This window comes from Sphingomonas jaspsi DSM 18422, from assembly GCF_000585415.1.
In the GTDB taxonomy this organism is placed as follows: Bacteria; Pseudomonadota; Alphaproteobacteria; order Sphingomonadales; family Sphingomonadaceae; genus Sphingomicrobium; species Sphingomicrobium jaspsi.
Genome location: NZ_KK073876.1, coordinates 1377174 through 1397985, shown reverse-complemented (window position 1 = coordinate 1397985; position 20812 = coordinate 1377174). Strand labels below are relative to the sequence as shown.

At 63.3% G+C, this 20812-nt stretch carries 40 protein-coding genes; all 40 read left to right on the top strand.

Annotated features, from left to right (window positions below; translation table 11 throughout):
- Window positions 1–34: 34 nt before the first annotated feature.
- The 40 genes from G570_RS07235 to G570_RS07055 all read left to right on the top strand — a co-directional run bounded on the left by G570_RS07235 (window position 35) and on the right by G570_RS07055 (window position 20767).
- Window positions 35–439, top strand: coding sequence for a hypothetical protein (locus G570_RS07235; RefSeq protein WP_156930366.1), 405 nt, complete (start codon window positions 35–37; stop codon window positions 437–439).
- Window positions 436–717: a hypothetical protein gene (locus tag G570_RS07230; protein WP_037500627.1), complete on the top strand. Its 282-nt coding sequence runs from the start codon at window positions 436–438 to the stop codon at window positions 715–717. Before G570_RS07235 ends, G570_RS07230 begins: the two co-directional genes overlap by 4 nt.
- A gap of 1 nt (window position 718) precedes the next feature.
- Window positions 719–1144, top strand: coding sequence for a hypothetical protein (locus G570_RS07225; protein WP_037500625.1), 426 nt, complete (start codon window positions 719–721; stop codon window positions 1142–1144).
- 1 nt (window position 1145) lies between these two features.
- The gene (locus G570_RS07220) at window positions 1146–1502 is read left to right on the top strand and encodes a hypothetical protein (RefSeq protein WP_037500621.1); all 357 of its coding nucleotides are present in this window, start codon (window positions 1146–1148) and stop codon (window positions 1500–1502) included.
- Entirely contained in the window at window positions 1499–1771 is a 273-nt protein-coding gene (locus tag G570_RS07215; protein ID WP_037500619.1) for a hypothetical protein, read from the top strand. The genes G570_RS07220 and G570_RS07215 overlap by 4 nt, the downstream gene beginning before the upstream one ends.
- Complete coding sequence (locus tag G570_RS07210) at window positions 1768–2226, top strand: hypothetical protein (RefSeq protein WP_051504150.1); 459 nt, start codon at window positions 1768–1770, stop codon at window positions 2224–2226. The genes G570_RS07215 and G570_RS07210 overlap by 4 nt, the downstream gene beginning before the upstream one ends.
- A complete protein-coding gene (locus G570_RS07205) occupies window positions 2223–2513 on the top strand; it encodes a hypothetical protein (protein ID WP_037500617.1) in 291 nt (96 codons plus the stop codon). The genes G570_RS07210 and G570_RS07205 overlap by 4 nt, the downstream gene beginning before the upstream one ends.
- Complete coding sequence (locus G570_RS13195; protein ID WP_051504149.1) at window positions 2510–2704, top strand: hypothetical protein; 195 nt, start codon at window positions 2510–2512, stop codon at window positions 2702–2704. Before G570_RS07205 ends, G570_RS13195 begins: the two co-directional genes overlap by 4 nt.
- Window positions 2697–2891: a hypothetical protein gene (locus G570_RS07200; protein WP_037500615.1), complete on the top strand. Its 195-nt coding sequence runs from the start codon at window positions 2697–2699 to the stop codon at window positions 2889–2891. Before G570_RS13195 ends, G570_RS07200 begins: the two co-directional genes overlap by 8 nt.
- Entirely contained in the window at window positions 2888–3271 is a 384-nt protein-coding gene (locus G570_RS07195; protein WP_037500610.1) for a hypothetical protein, read from the top strand. The genes G570_RS07200 and G570_RS07195 overlap by 4 nt, the downstream gene beginning before the upstream one ends.
- On the top strand, window positions 3264–3701 hold the full coding sequence (locus G570_RS07190) for a hypothetical protein (RefSeq protein WP_037500609.1): 438 nt from the start codon (window positions 3264–3266) through the stop codon (window positions 3699–3701). The genes G570_RS07195 and G570_RS07190 overlap by 8 nt, the downstream gene beginning before the upstream one ends.
- Window positions 3694–3975: a hypothetical protein gene (locus G570_RS07185; RefSeq protein WP_037500608.1), complete on the top strand. Its 282-nt coding sequence runs from the start codon at window positions 3694–3696 to the stop codon at window positions 3973–3975. The genes G570_RS07190 and G570_RS07185 overlap by 8 nt, the downstream gene beginning before the upstream one ends.
- Before the next feature lie 2 nt (window positions 3976–3977).
- The gene (locus tag G570_RS13665) at window positions 3978–4172 is read left to right on the top strand and encodes a hypothetical protein (RefSeq protein ID WP_156930365.1); all 195 of its coding nucleotides are present in this window, start codon (window positions 3978–3980) and stop codon (window positions 4170–4172) included.
- 78 nt (window positions 4173–4250) lie between these two features.
- The gene (locus tag G570_RS07180) at window positions 4251–6389 is read left to right on the top strand and encodes an ATP-binding protein (RefSeq protein WP_037500606.1); all 2139 of its coding nucleotides are present in this window, start codon (window positions 4251–4253) and stop codon (window positions 6387–6389) included.
- Window positions 6389–7624, top strand: a complete 1236-nt coding sequence (locus G570_RS13190; RefSeq protein WP_051504147.1) for a hypothetical protein — start codon at window positions 6389–6391, stop codon at window positions 7622–7624. The genes G570_RS07180 and G570_RS13190 overlap by 1 nt, the downstream gene beginning before the upstream one ends.
- Entirely contained in the window at window positions 7621–7902 is a 282-nt protein-coding gene (locus tag G570_RS07170) for a hypothetical protein (RefSeq protein WP_051504145.1), read from the top strand. Before G570_RS13190 ends, G570_RS07170 begins: the two co-directional genes overlap by 4 nt.
- A gap of 50 nt (window positions 7903–7952) precedes the next feature.
- On the top strand, window positions 7953–8159 hold the full coding sequence (locus tag G570_RS07165) for a hypothetical protein (protein WP_037500604.1): 207 nt from the start codon (window positions 7953–7955) through the stop codon (window positions 8157–8159).
- A complete protein-coding gene (locus G570_RS13185; RefSeq protein ID WP_051504144.1) occupies window positions 8159–8548 on the top strand; it encodes a DUF3085 domain-containing protein in 390 nt (129 codons plus the stop codon). The genes G570_RS07165 and G570_RS13185 overlap by 1 nt, the downstream gene beginning before the upstream one ends.
- Window positions 8548–8775, top strand: coding sequence for a hypothetical protein (locus tag G570_RS07155; RefSeq protein ID WP_037500602.1), 228 nt, complete (start codon window positions 8548–8550; stop codon window positions 8773–8775). The genes G570_RS13185 and G570_RS07155 overlap by 1 nt, the downstream gene beginning before the upstream one ends.
- A complete protein-coding gene (locus G570_RS07150; RefSeq protein ID WP_037500599.1) occupies window positions 8772–9845 on the top strand; it encodes an ATP-dependent DNA ligase in 1074 nt (357 codons plus the stop codon). The genes G570_RS07155 and G570_RS07150 overlap by 4 nt, the downstream gene beginning before the upstream one ends.
- A gap of 172 nt (window positions 9846–10017) precedes the next feature.
- The gene (locus tag G570_RS07145; protein ID WP_037500597.1) at window positions 10018–10218 is read left to right on the top strand and encodes a hypothetical protein; all 201 of its coding nucleotides are present in this window, start codon (window positions 10018–10020) and stop codon (window positions 10216–10218) included.
- Window positions 10211–10585, top strand: a complete 375-nt coding sequence (locus G570_RS07140) for a hypothetical protein (protein WP_037500595.1) — start codon at window positions 10211–10213, stop codon at window positions 10583–10585. Before G570_RS07145 ends, G570_RS07140 begins: the two co-directional genes overlap by 8 nt.
- Entirely contained in the window at window positions 10575–10772 is a 198-nt protein-coding gene (locus G570_RS07135) for a hypothetical protein (protein ID WP_037500593.1), read from the top strand. Before G570_RS07140 ends, G570_RS07135 begins: the two co-directional genes overlap by 11 nt.
- Window positions 10765–11016, top strand: coding sequence for a hypothetical protein (locus G570_RS07130; protein WP_037500590.1), 252 nt, complete (start codon window positions 10765–10767; stop codon window positions 11014–11016). The genes G570_RS07135 and G570_RS07130 overlap by 8 nt, the downstream gene beginning before the upstream one ends.
- 53 nt (window positions 11017–11069) lie before the next feature.
- A complete protein-coding gene (locus tag G570_RS07125; RefSeq protein WP_037500587.1) occupies window positions 11070–11291 on the top strand; it encodes a hypothetical protein in 222 nt (73 codons plus the stop codon).
- Between the two features lie 33 nt (window positions 11292–11324).
- A complete protein-coding gene (locus tag G570_RS07120) occupies window positions 11325–12113 on the top strand; it encodes a GP88 family protein (RefSeq protein WP_037500584.1) in 789 nt (262 codons plus the stop codon).
- A 96-nt stretch (window positions 12114–12209) separates the two neighbouring features.
- Window positions 12210–12527, top strand: a complete 318-nt coding sequence (locus tag G570_RS07115; RefSeq protein ID WP_037500581.1) for a Fic family protein — start codon at window positions 12210–12212, stop codon at window positions 12525–12527.
- A 261-nt stretch (window positions 12528–12788) separates the two neighbouring features.
- A complete protein-coding gene (locus G570_RS07110) occupies window positions 12789–12992 on the top strand; it encodes a hypothetical protein (RefSeq protein ID WP_156930364.1) in 204 nt (67 codons plus the stop codon).
- Window positions 12993–13017: 25 nt separating this feature from the next.
- Window positions 13018–13467 (top strand): hypothetical protein, encoded by a 450-nt coding sequence (locus tag G570_RS07105; protein WP_156930363.1) that lies wholly within the window; start codon window positions 13018–13020, stop codon window positions 13465–13467.
- Complete coding sequence (locus G570_RS13660) at window positions 13452–13646, top strand: hypothetical protein (RefSeq protein ID WP_156930362.1); 195 nt, start codon at window positions 13452–13454, stop codon at window positions 13644–13646. The genes G570_RS07105 and G570_RS13660 overlap by 16 nt, the downstream gene beginning before the upstream one ends.
- 86 nt (window positions 13647–13732) lie before the next feature.
- Window positions 13733–15505: a ribonucleoside-diphosphate reductase subunit alpha gene (locus G570_RS07100; protein WP_084607594.1), complete on the top strand. Its 1773-nt coding sequence runs from the start codon at window positions 13733–13735 to the stop codon at window positions 15503–15505.
- Window positions 15496–15957 carry an AP2 domain-containing protein gene (locus tag G570_RS13930; RefSeq protein ID WP_218915879.1) on the top strand — a complete coding sequence of 154 codons (462 nt, stop codon included), beginning with the start codon at window positions 15496–15498 and terminating at the stop codon, window positions 15955–15957. The genes G570_RS07100 and G570_RS13930 overlap by 10 nt, the downstream gene beginning before the upstream one ends.
- The gene (locus tag G570_RS07090; RefSeq protein ID WP_051504141.1) at window positions 15935–16945 is read left to right on the top strand and encodes a ribonucleotide-diphosphate reductase subunit beta; all 1011 of its coding nucleotides are present in this window, start codon (window positions 15935–15937) and stop codon (window positions 16943–16945) included. The genes G570_RS13930 and G570_RS07090 overlap by 23 nt, the downstream gene beginning before the upstream one ends.
- A gap of 62 nt (window positions 16946–17007) precedes the next feature.
- Window positions 17008–17568 carry a hypothetical protein gene (locus tag G570_RS07085; protein ID WP_051504140.1) on the top strand — a complete coding sequence of 187 codons (561 nt, stop codon included), beginning with the start codon at window positions 17008–17010 and terminating at the stop codon, window positions 17566–17568.
- Window positions 17565–18170, top strand: coding sequence for a nucleoside triphosphate pyrophosphohydrolase family protein (locus G570_RS13180; RefSeq protein WP_051504138.1), 606 nt, complete (start codon window positions 17565–17567; stop codon window positions 18168–18170). The genes G570_RS07085 and G570_RS13180 overlap by 4 nt, the downstream gene beginning before the upstream one ends.
- Entirely contained in the window at window positions 18171–18416 is a 246-nt protein-coding gene (locus G570_RS07075) for a CBU_0592 family membrane protein (RefSeq protein ID WP_037500574.1), read from the top strand.
- Window positions 18391–18588: a hypothetical protein gene (locus G570_RS07070; protein ID WP_037500573.1), complete on the top strand. Its 198-nt coding sequence runs from the start codon at window positions 18391–18393 to the stop codon at window positions 18586–18588. The genes G570_RS07075 and G570_RS07070 overlap by 26 nt, the downstream gene beginning before the upstream one ends.
- A complete protein-coding gene (locus G570_RS07065) occupies window positions 18588–18770 on the top strand; it encodes a hypothetical protein (RefSeq protein ID WP_037500570.1) in 183 nt (60 codons plus the stop codon). The genes G570_RS07070 and G570_RS07065 overlap by 1 nt, the downstream gene beginning before the upstream one ends.
- The gene (locus tag G570_RS07060; RefSeq protein ID WP_037500567.1) at window positions 18763–19077 is read left to right on the top strand and encodes a hypothetical protein; all 315 of its coding nucleotides are present in this window, start codon (window positions 18763–18765) and stop codon (window positions 19075–19077) included. Before G570_RS07065 ends, G570_RS07060 begins: the two co-directional genes overlap by 8 nt.
- Entirely contained in the window at window positions 19064–20767 is a 1704-nt protein-coding gene (locus G570_RS07055) for a helicase-related protein (RefSeq protein WP_037500565.1), read from the top strand. The genes G570_RS07060 and G570_RS07055 overlap by 14 nt, the downstream gene beginning before the upstream one ends.
- Window positions 20768–20812 lie beyond the last annotated feature (45 nt).

The following is a 20812-nucleotide window of genomic DNA, read 5'->3' as shown; positions in this document are numbered from 1 at the left end:
AGCCCAACACCGCCTCCCGCCGCGCGTCGTCGAGATGCTCGAAGACGCCCGCGAGTCCGCCGCCCTCGAGAACGCCACCTTCGACGGCGTCGGCAATCCCGAGGGAACCGTCATCGTCATCCGCCACCCGAACGGTCGCGAGACCGAGTTCAAGGGCAGCGTCACCGACTTCATCCGCCAACGGGTGAAGCTCCATCATGGCAGCTGGATCATCGGCCCGCTTAACATGGTCCTCGACTGGTCGATGTCGACCGACGACGGCTCGATGGATGAGTGGGACCTGGCCGGCCGCCTGGCCTCTCAGTGGCCCAACCCGGCGGTCATCGCCGAGGCGAAAGCCGAGTTCGAACGCCTCACGGCTGAGAACCACGAGCTGCATGCCTTCAAGCGAAAGGTCCTCGAAGGCCTGGCCATCTTCAATGAAAGCGTGCCGGGATGAGCGACCAGAGCGTCACCTTCAACTGGGCGCTGCGCGGCGCGCTGGTCGCTCCGGTCGGCTCGGAACTGACCGAGACCGGCTCGGGCGTCCGCCTGCCGAACGGTGACATCGTCAGGGTGTGGGACGTCATCGCCATCCAATCGGGTGACGACGAGCGCGATCTTACCCACTCCGAAGCCGAGGCACTCGGCATCTTCATCGACGGGGACCTGCCGACCTTCGACGGTCCCGACGAAATCATCGACGGCCAGACCATCTGGCCGCCCGCAGGAGCCTGACATGGGCGAATATATCTACGCCGGCATCCAGTTCGGCGGAAAGCTGAAGCGCGAGCACGCCCCCGAGCTGCTCGAGCTCGTGAACGACAAATATCTGACCGTCGACATGTGCGGCGGCGAAACCGTCATCGACGAATTGGGCGAGCAGCTGGCCTCGGACAGCGTCAACTTCGGCGACCTGGACGAGCTCGAGGACTTCGCGAAGGAGCGCGGGCTCGACTACGACTACAGCTGCGGCAGCGGCCCCGACTGGGACCGCATCAACCGCCGCTATTACGCCGCGACCGGCGAGACCTTCGAGACGACCGGCGAGAACGGCCCGTGCCTGTCCCGCGGCGAGATCGAAGAGCTCGGCTCGTACGAAAAGGTGCTCGAGCACTTCGACAAGGCGGCCGCCCCGCTGCCGCCATTCGAGCTGGTCGACTGACGTGATCTTCTACCTCTGCAACGGCAACACCCTGCGCGGCACCCAAGCCGACGCCAAGGCGATCGACCGCGACTTCGAACAGATCGACATCCCGACCGACAAGGCGGGGTTGATGCACTTCATCAACGGCCTCTATGACCAGATCGGCGCCGCGAGCGTCGAGAATGATTTCCTATCGGGCGGCTCGGCGCCCGAGGCAGCACCGCGGGCAGTGCCAGCCCCGGTGCTGCCATCCTACCTCGACGCATCCCTCAAGATCGAGGAGCAGTTCGAACAGCTGCCCCTCGCCCATCAACTCCTGCTTGCCCACGGCGCGATCGAACGTGCCCGCAACAACGCGGAGATTTGCACGCTATGACCAAACTCTTCCAAGCTGACATCCAGCTCTACGCCACCGTCTACTTCAACGCCGAGAGCGCCGAAGACGCGCTGTCGCAGCTGAAGGAAATCACCAACGGCAACACCGGCATCGAATTTCACAGCGACTACCAGTGGCTGGGCGACGGCGTCGCCATGACCGGTGCCCCGTTCGACCAGCTGGCCGAAAGCGACGAGTTCAACCTCTCGCCGGCCATGACGATCGCCGACCAGGAGCTCACGCTCGAAGACATCTCGGAGAGCGAATGATGGCCGAGCTCTACCTGCACCTCTTCCACGGCCGCGACGCCAAGGACAGCGACATGGACGGCTGGGGCTTCAACGGCCCGACGATCGGCCCGGTCGAATATGTCCACGGCACCTACGGCTGCGACATCAAGTTCGCGCTGCCGCGCGCCGAGACCGCCATCATGTTCCCCGAGGAAATCGAGCGCGACAACGAGTTCCGTGCCCGCCACGCGAACGCCGTCGTGCGCGATGAGTTCGACATCTTCCTGCCGGTCGATGACGGCTTGGTCGTCTACGACGGCAAGTTCTACGGGGACTGGTCGGTGTCGGCCCATCAAGCGAAGGGCCTCTACTCGATCGACGGGATGTCGACGTTTGAGGCCACCTATCACGAAGCCATCTCGATGCTCGAGCCGGGTGAGAAGCTGATCTGCTGCAGCGGCGACGGCCGGCCGGTCGTGGCGGTTGGCCAGTGATCGTCTACATCGTCGACGGGGAGCACCCCTTCGACCCCTTCTACCCGCAATCGGTGCACGCCACCTTGGAAGGCGCGACGGCGAAAGCCGTCGAGCTGACCGAGATGTTCCTGAAGGCCTATTGGGCAATCAAGAACGCTAACCACCCGCTGCTCGTCCACCTGAAACCGACTGCCGAGAATTGGGATGACCTCGTCGACCGCTACGGCGATGACGACGACTTCGTCCAGGAACATGACTGGGGCCGCTGGTGGGTCAACATCAACGAAATGGAGCTGGTCGCATGACCAACCGCCGCGGCTACGCCGCCGTCACCACCTTGGGTTGGGCGAATTACGACAAGCCCGAAATCCATCTCTCACTCTACGGCCCCCGCGGCGGCGACGCCGGGGGCGGCTGCATCTCGCCGGCAGAGGCCAGGAAACTGGCCGCGCAGCTGGTGACCGAGGCTGACAAGCTGGAGGCGCCGGATGCCTAACTTCCGCGTCCGGTGGGAGATCGACATCGACGCCGACAATGCAACCGAGGCCGCGGCTCGCGCCCTCATCATCCAGCGGGACAATGACCCCGCCAATTCCGCCAATGTGTTCGAAGTCGCCGAGACCTTTCAAGGCGACCTCGGGCTCATGATCGGTTCCTTTGAAACTGTGGACCTGTCCGAATGACCTACCAAACCACCATCTCTGTTGACCCCCAGCGCGTCCAGGACATGATTGTCGGCGCGTTCGAGGGCGGCTCCAATTACTGGCTCGGCCGCGGCCGGGTCGAACTGCTGCGCCCTGCCTACGCCGAGCTGCCCGACGACGGCGTCGTCTGGTATGGCAACAGCAAGCGCAACGTCTTCGCCGAGGACTTCAAGGTCACCATCGCGGTGCCCGATGACGCCCTTTACACCCTTGAGCCCGCCTCGGTCACCAACGGCCTTCGGGTCATGGCCGAGAAATACGCCCGGCACTTCGCCGACATGACGAGCGAGAACGACGACGCGGACACCCACGACGTCTTCCTCCAGTGCTGCCTCTTCGGAGACGTCATCTATGGCTGATTATTTCACCAAGCTCTGTTTCGCCGTGCCCTGCACGGCCGAGCAGGCCGCCCTCGTCGACCTGGCGCTGAACTTCTCCGGCGACGACGAGCCCTATCCCGATGAGCTGCGCGCAGCGTTCGGGCCGATCGAGGACTTCGCCGCCAACATCTACGATCAGGCGGCCGACGACCTCTGGTTCTCGTGCGATGCCGACGCCACCTACGGCGGCGGTGAGCTGGTCATCAGTGGCTACCAGGCCAACCCGTGGGCGATCGCCAACGTGCTGCGCGTCGTGCTGCAGCCCGAGCTGCCGATTGGCTTCCAGTATGCCAATGACTGCAGCAGCGACCGGCTCGACGCCTTCGGCGGCGGCGCGGTGGCGATCTTCAAGGACCGGGTCGTGATCGAAGACACGACGGCCCGCCTCGAGGCGTTGCTCCGTGGCTGACCTCTACGCCCCGAACGGGCGCCTCATCGACCGCACGCTCGAGACCATCCCCGGGTCGTGCGGCATCCGCGAAGGGACCGTCACCCGCAAGGACGACGGCACCTACGACTTCGACTACGACGGCACCGGCACCGACGTCGACTGGGACGGCCAGAAGCAGGTCACCCGCGACGCCACCAACGGCGGCTACGTCATGGAGCGCGTCTTCATCGACGTCGACGGTGGCGAGTGGTTGGAAAGCCAGCTGGTCCTCAAGACGGGCGACGAGGACTAGCCGTGAACGTCATCATGACCCGTCCGTCGTCGACCTCAGCCTATCACGCCCGTCGCTCATTTTTCATGGGCTCCCAAGTCAAGAACTTCAGCCGCGACACGATCGATAGCGACTTCGACAACGACAATGAGAAGCCGCTCAGTGCGGATCACCTGGACTGGCACCTGACCCGCCGGCCCCGTCTCGCAACCGACTAAGTCACTTCCTCCACAGCATCTCAACAAACCGCGCCCGGTGGGACAGTCGTCCCACCGGATCAACAGGATATTGCCAAAATGCTTCTCGACAAAGAAAATCGCACCATTGTGACGAACGGCGTCCAGCAGGTCGCCCGAGCCACCATCAAGACGTCGCCGAAGATCTTCAACTTCTTCGCCGACCAGACCTACGCCAACAAGCCGCGCGCCATCTGCCGCGAGCTGGCCGCCAACGCACTGGACAGCCACGTCATGGCCGGCAAGCCCGACCTGCCGATCGAGGTGTGGCTCCCAACCCTGCTCGACCCCGTGTTCCGCGTCCGCGACCACGGCCTGGGCATGAGCCACGACTTCATGATGACGTCGTTCATGTGCTACGCCGACGGCTCGACCAAGGACAGCTCGAACGAAGCGATCGGCGGCTTCGGCATCGGCAGCAAATCGCCATTTGCTTATGTCGACCAATACACCGTGACCTCAAGGTTCGACGGCGTCGAGAGCGCCTACTCGGTGTTCAAGGACGACGACGGCATCCCGGCGATCGGCCTGCTCGGCCAGCGCGTCACCGACCAGCCGAACGGCGTCGAGGTGAGCTTCCCGGTCAAGCCGGAAGACTTCACCACGTTCGAGGAAGCGGCGTTCGAGGCGCTGCGCTACTTCGAGCCGCTGCCCGAGGTGAAGAACGCCGTCGGCGGCGGGTTCACCCCGCCGGCCTACGTCTCGAAGGGCAAGACCTGGGGCATGCGTCAGAACGCAGGCGCGCTCAACGTCATCATGGGTGGCATCCTCTACCCGGTGTCGGCGAGCAACCTCACCTACAAGTTCCCCGAGGACAGCGCCGCCCGCAAGCTGCTCGAATACGGCCTGGACCTGCGCCTGCCGATCGGCACCTGCTCGGTCGCGCTGTCGCGTGAAGCCCTCAGCTATGACGACCGCACGATCGAGGCGATCCGTCTCGCCTGTGAGGCGGTGATCGAAGAGGTGGCCGAGAGCTTCTCGACCATGTTCGACCACATCGACAGCCCGTGGGAAGCCGCCGTCGCCCTGCATAATGAGCTCGGCGACAACCACTACAGCGCACGGGCCAAGTTCCTGTCGGAGCATGCGAAGTGGAAAGGCGCGAAGCTCGAGACCAGCCTGGCCTTTCCGATGCTCGCCCAGCGCGAGACCAGCTGGGGTGAGAAGAAGTTGGTCGACGTCAGCGGCTTCACCGTCTGGGAAATCGACGCTCGCCGGGAGCGCCGCGGCCGTGGCGGCACGATCAAGCAGATCGGGTCGGCCAAGTTCGAATATCCCGGCAAGCACGGCTTCCAGCCGGGGCGGTTCGCCGCGCTGGTGATCGACGACCTGCCGCAGACCCCGAAGCACAAGGCGATCAAGAAGATCAAGGAGTTCGCCGACGAGAACGGCGGGCGCCTGATGGTCATCCGTCCGGACGTCGACGTCGAGCTGACGCCGGCCGAGATCGTCGCTGGCATGGGCTACCCGCCGCATGACCAGGTCGTGCTGACGTCTTCGCTGCCGGAGCCGGTCATGGAGCGGACCTACAGCAAGAACCTGAACCGTCCGAAGGTCCGGATGTTCAGCTACGACGGGACCACCGCCCGTGGCTACGACTGGCGCCGTAACTCGAACAACATCAACCCCGGCGCCTACGGCAAGGACGGTGTGGAAGAGATCGCTTACGCCGACCAGCCGGAGACCGGCATCCTCGTCGTCATGGAGACGTTCAACATCCCGGACGACCTTCGTGAGAAGGTGGACTCGGGGCTGCTCCGCTGGAGCGAGCTGTCGTTCGTCAACTCCGGCGACGCCAAGAAGCTGCCGAAGGGCAACTGGACCGACTATGCGGTCGAGTTCGAGAACCGGAAGAAGGCCGAGCTGGCCAAATATCCGGACCTCGCGGCTCGCCTCGCGGTCAGCAACTCCAGCCTCCGCTGGCTCTTCGACTTCTTCCGCCGCCACCCGGGCACCGACTTCACCTCGAAGAAGCCGCTCGGTCGCATCTTCAGCATCTACAAGACCTACGTCGAACCGCTGGACCAGCATCAGCTGAAGCTGGCCCAGTTCGTCACCGCCAAGCTCCCCGGCCGCATCAAGCCGGAAGAGCTCAACACGCAGTTCCGCAGCAAGCAGTGGAAGGCCGCGCGCCTCCTCACCGCTCTGTCTCACATCATGGATGAGGACGACATGCGCCTCTTCCAGGAGAACCTGTAATGAGCAACGTCCACTACACCCTGTCCGACACGTCGGTCACGATCCTGGGCAAGGACTTCGTCCCGAAGACCATGCCCCACACCCACGCCGCCTTCGACCAGGTGGTGACGGCCCTCAAGGCCGGTAACGACAACGAGGTCTATCGACTGATGGACCTGCCGGCCGCGATCGCCGATTACATGCAGGGCGAAATCCAGCTCGTCGACCGCACGCTCTACTACAAGGGCCGTGCGATCGACAGCGGGCTCACCCGCCGCATCCTGCACTTCATGGACGAAGGGCAGGAAGGCATGGCCAAGCCGCTGATGGCCTTCTTCGAGAAGGTCATGGAGAACCCGAGCCGCCGCGCGGTGCAGGGTCTCTACGACTGGTGCGACCGGTCGGGTCTGCCGATCACCCCCGAGGGCGACATCCTCGCGTGGAAGATCGTCAACGCCGACTACACCGACTGCCACACCGGCACGATGGACAACTCGATCGGCAACGTCGTCGAGCAGCCGCGTAACGAGTGCGACGAGGACCCCGATCGGACCTGCAGCTACGGCCTGCACTTCTGCTCGACGGCCTACCTCCCCGCGTTCGGCGCCTACAACGGCAACCGGCGCGTGCTGGTCGTCAAGCTGCACCCCAAGGACGTCGTCGCGTTCCCGCGCGACTACAACGTCTCGAAGGGCCGCGCTTGCCGCTACGAGGTCGTCGGCGAAATCCCGCCGGCCAAGGCGAAGGACTTCTTCCCGAGCCCGGTGTCGAGCTACGACTACAGCTACAGTCATGACGACGCCGACGGCCTTGAAGACATCCGTGTCGGCGAGCGTTATCGGACCCGCGGCGGCTCGATCGCCTATATCGATGCGATTGATGAGGGTGACTTCTACTACCCGATCTCCGGCAGGCTCGACGGGGAAGAGCAAACCTGGACGGAGGGAGGGTTCTTCTCGGACTGTCAGGACAACCATCCGTTCGACCTTGTCGAGCTGCTGGATGATGTCGTCGAGACGGTCGAGCCCGAAGAGGGCGTCAAGTTCCGGCTCCGCAACGGCTCGCTGGCGCGGGTCGACAAGGTGTTCGACACCGGTGCGGTCGGCCAGGTTCTGGAGTGTGGCCGTTGGGTCACCCGCGGCTGGCATCCGGATGGGCGGGCCAAGGAAGCCCAGTATGATCTCGTCGACTTCCACGTCGAGCAGAAAGAGACCCGCAAGGGCTTCTGGCGCTGGCTGCTGGGGCCGACCGAGTGAAGCAGGTCCTGCACGTCGCCCAGTGCGCCATCGCGGCCAACCGCAAGCGCACTGACGGCGAGCTGGAGCCGCCCATCATCGTTCGCAACTACAAGGGCGCCAAGCGCGCCCATGAAGTCGAGCTCGTCGTCGACGGACAGGTCGTCGGCAAGTTCGTTTACCGCCCCCACGATCCGTTGCCGTGTGGGGCACGCCTCTGGCTGGAAAGCGACAGCAAGACGCTGGAGCTCCGGCCGCTGCAGGTCACCGAAGAGTTCGAAATCCGACTCGTCGCGTGACGCCGACCGGGGGCGAGGAGTCATGGCCTCGCCCCCAACTGGAGACCAACATGAACGTCCAGAACATCATCGACAACACCTACGAACTCACCGACGAGCAGGCGGCCGACGTCTTCGTCGCCATCGTCGAGCTCTTCAATGACCGCGGTCGCGGCCTCGCCAAGGAAATCCAGACGCGACTGCGCGCCGACCCGGACGCCGTCGAGGAAGGGCTTGGCTGGCTCGAAGACCTGGCCGGCGACAAGGACGTCGGCTGATGGGGTTGCTCGTCTTCCCCGTCGACGACACGCTGAAGTCGATCATCGCGCACTCGCGGGCGAACCCCGAAGGTCAATCGGTCTACGGCGAACCCGTCGCCCCGAGCCTGATGCTGGTCAAGGATCAAGGAGCCTACCTCATGGCCCCGACCGATCCGCGGCAGCTGACCGGCGAAGGTGAGAAGTGTGTCGTCGTCTACGCCAAGGGGTGCAACCCCGGCGTCGATGACGACTTCTACGAAACTGCCCGCAGCCTCTGCGGCGGTGACGACTTCTGCGAAGGCATCGCGCTCGATGAAATCCCGGGTCTCGACACCGCGTTCGAAATCCAAATCGAGCTGACCGAGACCTCGCTGGCGGTCAGCACCCTCGGGCCGAAGCTGAACTGATGGCCGTCAACGTCACTCGCGACTTCGAGAGCGATGAGATCGTCATCCGCATCAAGCGTGGCGGGGCGGCGGGCGTTTTCGCCCGCTTCCTCGACACCGCGGCTGACGCCCTCGAGCACGGCAAGATCGCGCCGACCAACCCCAACCCTCGGGCAGGCGCGAGCCTGGCCAAAGCTGCGGACGAAATCCGCAAGATCACCACCAAAATTCACGGGCACAACGCATGAACCACGATCGCATCTACAAGCGTGATAGCCAGGGCCGGCTCCGGACCTGGTTCATCGAGCAGGACGGCTCGCGCTACCGCGTCCACTCCGGCCTCGTCGACGGCACCCTCGCGGTGACCGGCTGGACGCAGGCCAAAGCCGCCAGCCAGTCGACCGACGAGGCGCAGGCCAACTTCGAGATCAAGTCGGCCTACGACAACAAGCTGACGCGCGAATATCATCGCACGATCGAGGCGACGGACGGCGGCGCGCACTTCTTCAAGCCGATGCTGGCGAAGGAATATGCGCCGACCTCGTTCCCGGTCTTCGCCCAGCCGAAGCTGGACGGCATCCGCTGCATCACGACCAAGGACGGCATGTTCTCCCGCCAGGGCAAGCCGATCACCGCCGTGCCGCATATCCACGCCGCGCTCGCGCCGCTGTTCGAGGCCAACCCCGGCCTGATCCTCGACGGCGAGCTCTACAACCACGACCTGAAGGATGACTTCGGCGAGATCAGCTCGATCGTCCGCAAGGCCAAGCCGTCGGCGGCCGACCTCGAGAAGGCGGAAGCCGTGATGCAGTATCACGTCTACGACGTGCCCTCGGTCGGCAACAGCCCGTTCCGCTTCCGCGCGGACGATCTGGCGACGATGTTCAAGTCGCTCGCCTGCGGCTGGATCGTCCCGGTCGAAACCGTCCTGGTGCAGAGCGCGGTGGAGCTTGATGAGCTCTACGGCCGCTGGCTCGAAGCCGGTTACGAAGGCCAGATGGTCCGCCTCGACGCGCTCTACGAGCAGAAGCGTTCGAAGAGCCTGCTGAAGCGGAAGGAGTTCCAGGATGCGGAATATGAGGTCATTTCGATCGACGAGGGCAACGGCAACTGGGCGGGCGTCGCAAAGCGCGTCAGCTGCCGCCTTCCTGATGGTCGCGTTTTCGGAGCAGGCATCCGCGGAACTCGTGAGCGCGCGGCTTCCCTTCTTGGTGAGCAGCACAAGGTCGTAACCGTCCGGTTCTTCGCCCTGACCCCGGACGGCGTCCCGCGCTTCCCGGTCGTCACGAAGTTCCACGGTGCTGAGAGGACGCTGTGATGACGAGCACCATCTCTTATCGCTGCTACTGTGCCTGCGGGGGCTTGACCAACCCCCGCTTATCTAGCCGCGTCAACTACGACCGACACGGAAATTACATCGGCACAACCTATCATGACAGTGGCAATGGGCCGCTCACGGTCAAGGCCGCTCATGGACTGCCGTCAGGGTTATGACCGGCACCCACGACCGTATCGACGTCGTCTACGAGGTCACCGCCAAATTCATCATCACGGCCGGCGTCTACGACGGCCCGATGACCAACGCCGGTTTCGCCGAGCACATCATGAGCATGGGCGTCGACGAGGACCACATCAGCAAAGTCAAGATCGTCGAGGTCCAGCTCGACAACGAGGTGATTGCCCGTGCCTAAGTTCAAGGTGGACGTGAAGTCCTTCATCATCGTCGAGGTCGAAGCCCCCGACGCCGCCGCCGCCCGTCGCTGTGCCGACGATTATGTCGAGACCGGCCTGTCGCCGACCGCGATGGAAATCGAAGCCTGGAACGACCAAGATCGTGAGGTCGGTGACACGGCCATCGTGATCGACGCCAGCGGCGGCTTCTGCGTCGACGGCTACAGTGAGACCGAACGCATCTGCGAGAAATGCTCGGATTTCATCGATCACGGCGAGGGTAGCGACCCTTACTGCTTCAGCTGCACGCCCGAACCGGAAGAGCCCCCGCTCGACACGCCGTCGCTCGATGACAGCTTTCATCGGAACGAGATGGATGTCGACTGAGCCGACCTACTCGGTCTTCCACCACGAACCCTACGAGGGCCAGTCCGTCGTCTTCTCCGGCACCCGTGAGGAGATGAAGGACTGGTTCCTCAAGGACCGCGGTCGCTACTCGTTGGACGACCTCGAAATCTACAACAACGACGCCCCGGATGTGTTCGCCTTCTGGCAGGAAATCCAAGATGAATAAGATTTGGTGCCTCTTCTCGGTCGCGAACAATTACGACCAACCCGACAACAACCTCGAAGCGTGGTGGCCCGAAAAGCCGTCGCTCGAAACCTTCAGCGCGTTGATGGGCAAGCCGCTCGGCGATGGCGACGACGACTGGCTCGTCGCAATCGTCCAAATCTGGGCCGGCAAGGGTAATAAATTGCCGCACGACGACACCCGCTACCGCCTCGAAGAGGTCGAAGCACGGGTGCGGTTGACTTAGGTTGACCGGTCTATCCTTCCGTCCTGCCGCCACCACGCGGCAGGACGGCGGGCATGACCAAGCGCACCCAGCCCACCACCGTGACGTTCGCCACCGTTGAGATGGCTGGCGATCGTCGTCTGATCCTCGAGCTGGAAGACGGCCGCTACTTCGGCGTCGACCTGCCCGAACCCCTCGAAGGCGAGCTGCCCGCGCGGGCCGAGCTGAAGGTGTCGTCGGCCGATGAGGCCGGCGTCCCGCAGGGTGCCGCCTTCGTCAGCTTTATCACCGACTAGACCCGATCACCCCGAACCAGGGGACCAATTTCCATGTCATCACTGAAGCAGCTCCGCGACCGCGCGGGGCTTCGATCGCTGCTGTCCCGTCCGGACGCAAACCCGAAGGTCGCGAAGAATAAGAAGGTGGGCGTGCTCGGCGCCGTGCTCCACCTTGCGCCAGGCAACATGTCGGGCAGGGAGACCTGCCCGAAGCGCAGCCCTGGCTGCAGCGCGGCGTGTCTGCACTTCGCCGGGAACCCGGTGACGCTCGACGCCAAGACGAAGTCGAGGGTGGCCAAGACCGACCTCTTCTTCCGTGACCGCAACCTGTTCCTCAACCTGCTGGCGCTCGAGATCGCGGCCCACGTCCGCAAGGCTGGCCGCGAGGGCATGAAACCCGGCGTCCGCCTCAACGGCACTAGCGACATCGTCTGGGAGAAGCGCCGCTTCATCCTGTTCCCGGATGTGGCGGCCAAGATCGGCCGCACCGCCGACAACATCATCGACCTGTTCCCGGAGGTGTCGTTCTACGATTACACCAAAATCCCGGGGCGCACGCCGCCTGCCAACTATCATCTGACGTTCAGCGAGAGCGAGATAAACGCGGGAGATGTCGCAGCCGAGATGGCTCGCGGCATGAACATCGCGTCGGTCTTCTTTCAGGAACTCCCGGCTCAACACCTCGGCCGACCGGTGATCGATGGCGATGAACACGACTTCCGCCCTGCCGACCCTCGCGGTGTGGTGGTGGGTCTGAAAGCGAAAGGAAACTTTGCCAAGGCCGATCGTTCCGGTTTCGTGAATGAGAACGAAAAGAGAACGAATTTCCTTGCGATGTAGGATTTTGGCGTTGATAATTTGTGAACGACCATTGACCTAGCGAGGGATTTATGTCCATTTTGAAGCAGGAGCACCATGCGAAACGATTTAGCTGCGATGCGGCAGATCGTCGGGTGCCGGCTCGACAATACGCTGAGGCTCCACCGCCTACTGGTGAATTTCACCGTGGGATGTGTGGCGCTGGAAGCGTATCTGTCGGAAACCCCCGAGATCACAACGGATTATGTCGCCCAGCGTATTGGCCAGATCAGCGACGACACCGCTCGCCGCCGGCTGGCGAAGATGTATCGGGCGGGCGTTCTCGACTGTCGCAAACTCGGCAGGACGTGCTTTTATCGGCTGCGCCCTGCCATCGCCGCAGAAGCGGTCCCGTTGTTCGTCGAACTCCATCAGGCCGTTCGTCGAAACGACTGACCGTTAACCGCAACGTGCGGGAAAATTTCATTGTCCCCACAGCAGTTTATTCGCAAAGCCCCAACCCAGCCCGGGGAGGGGCTCTGTAAAAGATGTAACATGTGACCTGGTCACTTCGGCGATCCGGTGACGCGGAGTCATATCCGCTGGTTTAGGGAGACTATGACCCAAGACCAAATAATGAAATTTGAATTGTCAGACCAATCAGTGTGTCGTTATGCACCCATCGTAGAGGTGGGTGAAATGTCCAAGGATGTTCTGATGATGAAAATGCTCGAAGCCTTGGTGGAGGCGTGGTTGGAGACCATGACCACCATCGAGATCGGGTCGGATGTGGAGAAAATCCGACTCCTGAAAGAGGCACGAGCGGGGCTCGTCGGCGTGGAACCGTCGGCGCTGGTGAGGCAAGTGTACGAAGAGGTGTTTCTAAGAGATGTTTGGAGTGGAGAAACGGACAGAAGTTAGCAGGGGCGATCAGCGGAAAACCCTGTTGGATGAACGTGATGAACGCATCATCACGGCAATGCGTCAAGGCCGCCCGGTCGCAGCAATCGCCGAGCTGGAGGGCCTTGAGCCTGACTACTGCCGTAAGGCCACTCGACGCCTAGCTGCCGAATACGGCATCGAGTATACCCCCGATCCGCAATCTACGCCGCCGCGGCTGTCTGATGCCAGTCGCACCTTCCGCAACAATATGGCGAACGTCGTCTACGACTACCGCAACGCCCCCGGCCGGCACCAGCTCGAGGTGTCGCGCGATACGGGTCTCACGCAGGCCCAGCAGCTGCTGGCCTCGCAGCGCGGTGGCCAGCACGACTTCCGTTTATCGCAACTCGAGCGCCTCGCGGCCTCGACAGGTCAGGACTTCACGGTCATGATGCTCCGCAATCTTCTGTCCGCGGAGCAATTCGAAAAGGTGCGCCGTTGCTTGAACATCTGACCACCTACTTCAAAGCAGTCCATCGTTTCAGGCGCTCCGAGCGACAACTCGCTCGGGGCGCTGCTATTATGGACCTGGAAGAGCTCAAGAAAAAGCAGCTTCCCCCGCGCATGGTGGCGCGGATCAACACCGTGCTTAACCAGCACTACGCCACGAAGCGGTCCACCACCGCCAAGTAACCCAGTCACTCGTCAATGGGGGTGGGACACTTCGTCCCGCCCCCGCTTACTAGCGTCGGTTCACGCCTATTTAGGAGAACCGCCGCATGGTCCAGATCGACCATTCTCGGGACGCCTTGCTGACTGATTTCGGCAAGGAGACCCTCAAGGACCGCTACCTGCTTCCGGGTGAAGGCCCGCAAGACCTTTTCGCCCGTGTCGCCTCGGCCTACGCTGACGACGACGCCCACGCCCAGCGTCTCTACGACGCCATCTCCAAGCTCTGGTTCATGCCCGCCACGCCCGTTCTGTCGAACGGCGGCACCGGCCGCGGCCTGCCCATCAGCTGCTACCTCAATTCGGTCGACGACAGCCTCGACGGCATCGTCAACACCTGGAACGAAAACGTCTGGCTCGCCTCGCGCGGCGGCGGCATCGGCACCTTCTGGGGCAATGTCCGCGGCATCGGCGAGAAGGTCGGCGACGTCGGCAAGACCAGCGGCATCGTTCCGTTCGTCCGCGTCATGGACAGCCTGACCCTCGCGATCAGCCAGGGCTCGCTGCGGCGCGGCTCGGCGGCGGTCTACATCCAGATCGACCACCCCGAGATCGAAGAGTTTCTCGAAATCCGGAAGGCCAGCGGCGACTTCAACCGCAAGGCGCTGAACCTGCACCACGGCGTGCTGGTCACCGACGCCTTCATGGAAGCCGTCCGCGACGACCGGATGTTCCCGCTCCGCTCGCCCCGCGACGGGTCGAAGCGCGGCGAAGTCCACGCCCGCACGCTGTTCCAGAAGCTGGTCGAGACCCGCCTTGCGACCGGCGAGCCCTACATCGTCTTCATCGACCATGTGAACAAGGCGATGCCCGAGCATCACCGCCAGCTTGGCTTGAAGGTGACCACCAGCAATTTATGCTCGGAGATCACGCTGCCGACCGGCCGCGACCATCTCGGCAACGATCGCACGGCCGTCTGCTGCCTGTCCTCGCTGAACCTCGAAACGTGGGATCAGTGGAACGGCGACGAGCAGTTCATCGAAGACGTCATGCGCTTCCTCGACAACGTCCTCACCGACTACATCGAGCGCGCCGAACCGAGCATGGCCCGGGCCGCCTATTCGGCAGCGCGCGAACGCTCGGTCGGTCTCGGCGTCATGGGCTTCCACAGCTTCCTGCAGTCGCGCGGCATCCCGATGGAAAGCGCGATGGCCAAGAGCTGGAACATGCGCTTCTTCCGCCACATCCGCGCCGCCGCCGATCGCGCCAGCCTGGTGCTGGCCGGCGAACGTGGCCCCTGCCCTGACGCTGCCGATGCTGGCGTGATGGAACGGTTCAGCTGCAAGATGGCGATCGCGCCCACGGCGTCGATCAGCATCATCTGCGGCGGGACCAGCGCCTGCATCGAACCGATCCCGGCGAACATCTACACCCACAAGACGCTGTCGGGCAGCTACGTTGTCAAGAACCCGCACCTCGAGCGCGTGCTCGAGACCGAGGGCAAGAACACCGACGCGGTCTGGAACTCGATCCTCGAACACGAGGGTTCGGTCCAGCATCTCGATCTGCCTGATGCTGACGTCTTCAAGACGAGCTTCGAGATCGACCAGCGTTGGCTCCTGGAGCTCGCCGCCGATCGTACGGACTTCATCGACCAGGCGGCGTCGAACAACATCTTCCTCCCGCCGAACGTCGACGTGTGGCAGCTCCTGATGCTCCACTTCCGTGCATGGGAGCTGGGCATCAAGTCCCTCTACTACCTGAGAAGCCGCTCCGCCAAGCGGGCGGCATTCGCGGGGTCTGTCGACGCCGATAACACGCTCGATAAGCCGAAGGTGATCGCGGCCCCGATCGACTTCGACGAGTGTCTTGCGTGTCAGTGATATTTGCCTCCTCCGGCACGCCCGTTCTCGTCGATGACGGGGATTGGCGTGCCGCCTTCTTCTACAATTGGACCGAGAGCAGACACGCGGATGGACGGGCCTATTTCCGATCGTTCATCCGCGGTGAAGGACACGTCGACCTTCATCGTTGGCTGCTCAAAGCAAAACCGGGAACAGTGGTTGATCATGTGAACGGCGATACATTTGATTGCCGCCGCAAAAACTTGCGTGTCACCGTCCAGCGCCGGAACGCCCAGAACAGCTGCATGAAAAAGACCAACTCGGTTGGTCTCAAAGGGGTTCAAGAAAAGCCCAGCGGGCGCTTCAGCGCCCGCATCAGGGACGACAACGGCGCACGCCACTACCTCGGAACCTTCGAAACCTCGGAAGAGGCCCACGCGGCCTACACCGCAGCCGCCCACAAATATCATGGAGAATTTGCCCGTGTCTAAGCCCGGTCTGCTGACCGCATCGACGGCCTACAAGCCGTTCCGCTATCCCTTCGCGTTCGACTATTGGAAGCTGCAAAATCAGATCCACTGGCTCCCCGAGGAAGTCCCCCTTGGCGAGGACGTGCGTGACTGGGCGCAGAACGTCACTCCCGCCGAAAAGAACCTGCTCACGCAGATTTTCCGCTTCTTCACCCAAGCCGACATCGACGTCGCCAGCTGCTACATGCAGCGGTATCTGGGCGTCTTCAAACCGACCGAGGTGCAGATGATGCTCACCTCGTTCAGCGCGATGGAGACGATCCACATCGCGGCCTACAGCCACCTGCTCGATACCGTCGGGATGCCGGAAGCCGAATACCAAGCCTTCATGGAATACGAGGCCATGAAGGAGAAACATGATTATGGGCAGCAGTTCAGCATGTCCTCGAACGAGGACATCCTGACGACGCTGGCGATGTTCGGTGGCTTCACCGAGGGCGTGCAGCTCTTCGCCTCGTTCGCCATGCTGATGAACTTCCCGCGCTTCAACAAGATGAAGGGCATGGGGCAGATCGTCAGCTGGTCCGTCCGCGACGAGAGCCTGCACTGCGAAGGCATCATCCGCCTGTTCCACGAGTTCGCTCGCGAGACCGGCGCGCTGACGCCGACGGTGATCGAGCGCATCCGCGAGCACGCCGTCAAGGTGGTCGAGATGGAAGACGCCTTCGTTGACCTGGCCTTCGCGATGGGGCCGGTCGAGGGGATGACCGCGGGCGACGTGAAGCGTTATGTCCGGTTCATCACCGACTGGCGTCTGCAGCAGCTCAAGATGGCGCCGATCTTCGGCATCACCGAGCATCCGCTGCCGTGGCTGATCCCGCTGCTCAACGGGGTCGAGCACACCAACTTCTTCGAGAACCGCGCGACGGAATACTCGAAGGCGGCGGTGAGCGGCAACTGGCAGGACAGCTGGAGCCGTTTCGACAAGAGACCCAGTCAGTTGCCCTGACGCTTGAGACATGGAGCCCCGGCGGGCCTAACTGCCGGGGCTCCATTGCATTTGGAGCACACATGAACGCACCCGTCACAATCCCGCTGTCGGCGGGCATCAGGCTCTTCTCGGGCGTGATGTTCGATTACGACAATCCCCACCTCTCCGACGTCGCCGTCCAGGACATCGCCGAGGGCTTGGGGAAAATCTGCCGCTTCGCCGGCCAGTGCCGCCACTTCTACTCGGTGGCGCAGCACGCGGTGAACGCGAGCTACATCGTCGCCGAGGGCTTCGAGTTCGACGCCCTCATGCACGACACGGCCGAGGCGTTCACGAACGACATCCCCCGCCCGATGAAGAGCAAAATCCCCGGCTTCAAGGAGCTGGAGACGCGCATCGAGGGCGCGATGTCTCGGCTGTTCAACTTCAGCTACCCGCTGCCGCCCGAGGTTCGCCTGGTCGACGACCAGATGCTGAAGCTCGAGAAGGAAGAGCTCCTTCCGAACGACCACAGCAACTGGGCGATCCTCGATTACGTCGGGGACGTCAGCCACCTCAAGCCGCGCGTCGACCTGACGCCGTGGCCGGCCGATCTGGCCACCTACCGCTTTCTCGAACGCTATGAGGAGCTTTCCCGTTGAAAACCTTTTCTGAATATGAAGCGGCCGCCCTGTCGACCGCCGTCTACCCTGGCCAGGGCGGCCCGCTCGGCCTGATGTATGTCGCGCTGAAGGGCGCGGGCGAAGCTGGCGAGTTCGCCGGGCACCTCGTCGACGAACCGTTCGTGCCGGTGAAGGCACTGACCAAGGAAGTCGGCGATGAACTGTGGTATCTCGCAGCCAAGGCCCGTGAACTTGGCACGACGCTCGCCGAGGTCGCGGGCAGGGACGATCTCGAAGGCTTCACCTTCGGGTTGGAAGGCCATGTCGGCTCGACATACACCCACGCGCTGGTTGGCGCCAAGGTCGCCTGTCGCTTCGCCGAGCTGGTCGGGAAGGCCGTCCGCGACGACGGGCTGGGCGCGATCCAGATCAATGTCGAAGCTGGAACGCTGACCGAGCAGGGTCTGTCCGACGCCCGCCGCGAAGAGCTCAAGGCGTTGCTCTTCGACCAACTGGCCAACTTGGTGGTTAAGGCGGCGCTGCTCGGCACCGACCTGTCGACCATCGCGGCGGGCAACGCCGAGAAGCTGCTCGACCGCAAGGCGCGCGGCGTCCTCCAGGGCGACGGAGACAACCGCTAAGTGCTCGTCGCAGCCGGCATGATCGGCGTGCTCTTGGGCATGCTGAACTACGGGCTGCTCGTAACCGGCCGGGTCGTCTCTGACGGCCCGGCCTACCTCGTTCTCAACATCGTCGCGGCGGCGCTCGTGCTGTCGTCGCTCTTCGAACAATTCAATCTGCCCACCCTGATGATCAACGCCTTCTACGGCGGGGTCAGCATCTGGGGGCTGTGGAGAAATTATGTCGCGCGTTCTCGAACTGCTTGAGACCCTGCCATCTGCCGCCGAGGTTCGCGCCGAGCGCGAGCGAACCGGCGAGGGGATGATGACCATCGTCGACCGTCACAAGAAAGACGCCCTGATGCGCGCGATCGGCGCGGTCAAGAACATCGACGACGTGACCATCATCCTCGCCCGTATTGTCGAGAGGATGCGCTGATGGAGGACCTTCTCAAGCGCATCCGCGAGTTCCTCATCAGCGCGCCGCTTGAGAGCGGCGTGTGCTGCTGCGGCAACCCTGTCGAAAGCCACGGCTTCGGCGACGGACACACCCCGGTCGACGACCTGCAATATGCCGCGCACAATTTGATCGACGAAATCGACAAGGTGCTCGGTGCCTAGCGGCCCCGCGACGATCCTCGGCGGCCTGCCGGTCATCGCCGACGTGTGGTTCACACGCGGCGACGGCTGGTCGACAGACGACGATGCCGGGGTCGACACGCTCTATTGGATGAAGCGCGACGGCTCGAAGGGCAAGCCGCTTCCCGAACACATGTATGACCGCCTCGAGAAGTCCGACCCCTATTGGGAGTGCGGCGTCACCGAGGCTGTCTTCGATCACCTCGCCCACGAGCAATGGGAGCGCCAGCAGATCGGCGCGCTCGCGGCGATCATCGCCCTGATCAGGATGGCCCATGAACGACAATAACGCCAAGCCGACCCTGCGTGGCTACCAGGTCACCGACCTGGGCTTCCACATCGCGAACCCCAAGTCGCTCAACCTGTCCGACCCCGGCACCGGCAAGACGCCGACCGCCTGCGTGCTCTTCTACTACTGGTGGGCGCGCAAGGGCTGGCGGACGATCTGGGCGATGCCGAAGTCGCTGATGGAGAAGAACCGCGACGAGCTGCTCCGCTTCACCGACTTCGCCCCCGAGGATGTCGTCATCCTCGAGAGCGACTTCGAGCCGCTGAAGAAGAGCTGGACCGGCCCGACCTTCTGGCGGACCAAGACGATCCGGACGCCGCGCGTTCGCATCCTCGATCACGACCTCGCCATCGTCGGCCCGCCGACGACGGCGCACGAGATCAAGACCCACCGCCCCGATGACGACATCGTCGAGGTCAATGACGACGGCCAGATGCGGCCGCTCGGCAGCAAGGCGCCGTTCGCGGCGAACGATCTGCCCGGCATCCGCGTCAAGGTGCTGGCCGGTCCCGACGGCAAGCCGATGTTCGACGAGGTCAAGGTCGAAGAGGAAGCGGCGGACCTTATCAAGTCGCCGAAGATCAAGGTCGCGCCGCGCAAATATAAGCACGTCGACGATCCGAAGGTGTTCATCTGCACCTTCGCCTTCCTCCGCAACAATTACGAGCGGCTGCTGAAGGTCTGGCCGACGATTGGCGGCTTCGGGATCGACGAGCTCCACATGGGCTATTCGACGCCGGGTTCCGAGCAGACGACCAGCTTCTACCATGTCGCCAACCACTGCCAGGGATTGCTCGGCATGACCGGCACCCTGATCGACGGCCGGCTCGACAGCGCCTTCCCCGTTATCCACGCGATCGAGCCGCGCTACTATGGTGGCCTGCCCGGGTTCCACCATGAGCACGCCGCGTGGATCAACGACTTCGGCAAGGTCGAGACGTGGAAGAACGAGGAAAAGCTCAAGGGCATCCTCGGCCGCCACGCCGTCAGGCACGACTTCGAAGAGGTCTACGGCAAGGAACCGGTCTACTTCACGCCGATCGAAGAGACCACGCTCGACATGTTCCCCGAGCAGCAGGCGGCCTACGACGAGTTCCACGAGCAGGCGATGCTCGAGCTCGAAGACGGCCGCATCCTCGACGGCTCGCTGCCGGGCGTCGCGGTGATCCGCGCGACGCAGATCATGGCCCACCCCGAAACTATGGGGCTGGCCAAGGGCGAGGTGACCGCGAAGGACCGGCGCCTGATGGAATACGCCGTTGAGGGCCGGCCGCTGCTGGTCTTCTCCGCGGCGCAGGCCGAGCAGGAACGCTGCGTCGTCCGGTTGCAGGAGTGCGGCCTCAAGGTCGGGCTCATCAACGCCAACGTCTCCACCGCCATGCGCGGTGCGATTGATCGGGATTTCCGCAACGGAAAGCTCGACGCCATCGTCGGCTCCGGTCCCACTGTGGCCGTGGGCTATAATTGGGAGCGCGCTGACCACGTCGTCGGCGTCTCCTGGGACTACAAGGACGTGAACTTCGTCCAAGCATACCGCCGCGCCAGCCGCGGGTCGCGCACGACTATCCTGCGCGTCTCGTCGCTGGTTTATCGCAACTCCATCGACTTCCGGAAGCTCGACATCCTGTCGAGCAAGTCGCAGCTCGCGGCCCGCGTCGATGATACCCGTAAGGTGCTCCAATTCTGGTAGCATCTGACTCAGTCACTTCTTCAACAACATTGGAAAATTAGAGCG

What these genes read in the sequence shown, in the direction of transcription:
- G570_RS07235 (WP_156930366.1), top strand. Translation starts at nt 35, where the DNA reads ATGCTCGAAGACGCCCGCGAGTCCGCCGCCCTCGAGAACGCCACCTTC.
- G570_RS07230 (WP_037500627.1), top strand. Translation starts at nt 436, where the DNA reads ATGAGCGACCAGAGCGTCACCTTCAACTGGGCGCTGCGCGGCGCGCTG.
- G570_RS07225 (WP_037500625.1), top strand. Translation starts at nt 719, where the DNA reads ATGGGCGAATATATCTACGCCGGCATCCAGTTCGGCGGAAAGCTGAAG.
- G570_RS07215 (WP_037500619.1), top strand. Translation starts at nt 1,499, where the DNA reads ATGACCAAACTCTTCCAAGCTGACATCCAGCTCTACGCCACCGTCTAC.
- G570_RS07210 (WP_051504150.1), top strand. Translation starts at nt 1,768, where the DNA reads ATGATGGCCGAGCTCTACCTGCACCTCTTCCACGGCCGCGACGCCAAG.
- G570_RS13195 (WP_051504149.1), top strand. Translation starts at nt 2,510, where the DNA reads ATGACCAACCGCCGCGGCTACGCCGCCGTCACCACCTTGGGTTGGGCG.
- G570_RS07200 (WP_037500615.1), top strand. Translation starts at nt 2,697, where the DNA reads ATGCCTAACTTCCGCGTCCGGTGGGAGATCGACATCGACGCCGACAAT.
- G570_RS07195 (WP_037500610.1), top strand. Translation starts at nt 2,888, where the DNA reads ATGACCTACCAAACCACCATCTCTGTTGACCCCCAGCGCGTCCAGGAC.
- G570_RS07190 (WP_037500609.1), top strand. Translation starts at nt 3,264, where the DNA reads ATGGCTGATTATTTCACCAAGCTCTGTTTCGCCGTGCCCTGCACGGCC.
- G570_RS07180 (WP_037500606.1), top strand. Translation starts at nt 4,251, where the DNA reads ATGCTTCTCGACAAAGAAAATCGCACCATTGTGACGAACGGCGTCCAG.
- G570_RS13190 (WP_051504147.1), top strand. Translation starts at nt 6,389, where the DNA reads ATGAGCAACGTCCACTACACCCTGTCCGACACGTCGGTCACGATCCTG.
- G570_RS07165 (WP_037500604.1), top strand. Translation starts at nt 7,953, where the DNA reads ATGAACGTCCAGAACATCATCGACAACACCTACGAACTCACCGACGAG.
- G570_RS13185 (WP_051504144.1), top strand. Translation starts at nt 8,159, where the DNA reads ATGGGGTTGCTCGTCTTCCCCGTCGACGACACGCTGAAGTCGATCATC.
- G570_RS07155 (WP_037500602.1), top strand. Translation starts at nt 8,548, where the DNA reads ATGGCCGTCAACGTCACTCGCGACTTCGAGAGCGATGAGATCGTCATC.
- G570_RS07150 (WP_037500599.1), top strand. Translation starts at nt 8,772, where the DNA reads ATGAACCACGATCGCATCTACAAGCGTGATAGCCAGGGCCGGCTCCGG.
- G570_RS07145 (WP_037500597.1), top strand. Translation starts at nt 10,018, where the DNA reads ATGACCGGCACCCACGACCGTATCGACGTCGTCTACGAGGTCACCGCC.
- G570_RS07135 (WP_037500593.1), top strand. Translation starts at nt 10,575, where the DNA reads ATGTCGACTGAGCCGACCTACTCGGTCTTCCACCACGAACCCTACGAG.
- G570_RS07130 (WP_037500590.1), top strand. Translation starts at nt 10,765, where the DNA reads ATGAATAAGATTTGGTGCCTCTTCTCGGTCGCGAACAATTACGACCAA.
- G570_RS07125 (WP_037500587.1), top strand. Translation starts at nt 11,070, where the DNA reads ATGACCAAGCGCACCCAGCCCACCACCGTGACGTTCGCCACCGTTGAG.
- G570_RS07120 (WP_037500584.1), top strand. Translation starts at nt 11,325, where the DNA reads ATGTCATCACTGAAGCAGCTCCGCGACCGCGCGGGGCTTCGATCGCTG.
- G570_RS07115 (WP_037500581.1), top strand. Translation starts at nt 12,210, where the DNA reads ATGCGGCAGATCGTCGGGTGCCGGCTCGACAATACGCTGAGGCTCCAC.
- G570_RS07110 (WP_156930364.1), top strand. Translation starts at nt 12,789, where the DNA reads ATGATGAAAATGCTCGAAGCCTTGGTGGAGGCGTGGTTGGAGACCATG.
- G570_RS07100 (WP_084607594.1), top strand. Translation starts at nt 13,733, where the DNA reads ATGGTCCAGATCGACCATTCTCGGGACGCCTTGCTGACTGATTTCGGC.
- G570_RS07090 (WP_051504141.1), top strand. Translation starts at nt 15,935, where the DNA reads ATGGAGAATTTGCCCGTGTCTAAGCCCGGTCTGCTGACCGCATCGACG.
- G570_RS07085 (WP_051504140.1), top strand. Translation starts at nt 17,008, where the DNA reads ATGAACGCACCCGTCACAATCCCGCTGTCGGCGGGCATCAGGCTCTTC.
- G570_RS07070 (WP_037500573.1), top strand. Translation starts at nt 18,391, where the DNA reads ATGTCGCGCGTTCTCGAACTGCTTGAGACCCTGCCATCTGCCGCCGAG.
- G570_RS07065 (WP_037500570.1), top strand. Translation starts at nt 18,588, where the DNA reads ATGGAGGACCTTCTCAAGCGCATCCGCGAGTTCCTCATCAGCGCGCCG.
- G570_RS07055 (WP_037500565.1), top strand. Translation starts at nt 19,064, where the DNA reads ATGAACGACAATAACGCCAAGCCGACCCTGCGTGGCTACCAGGTCACC.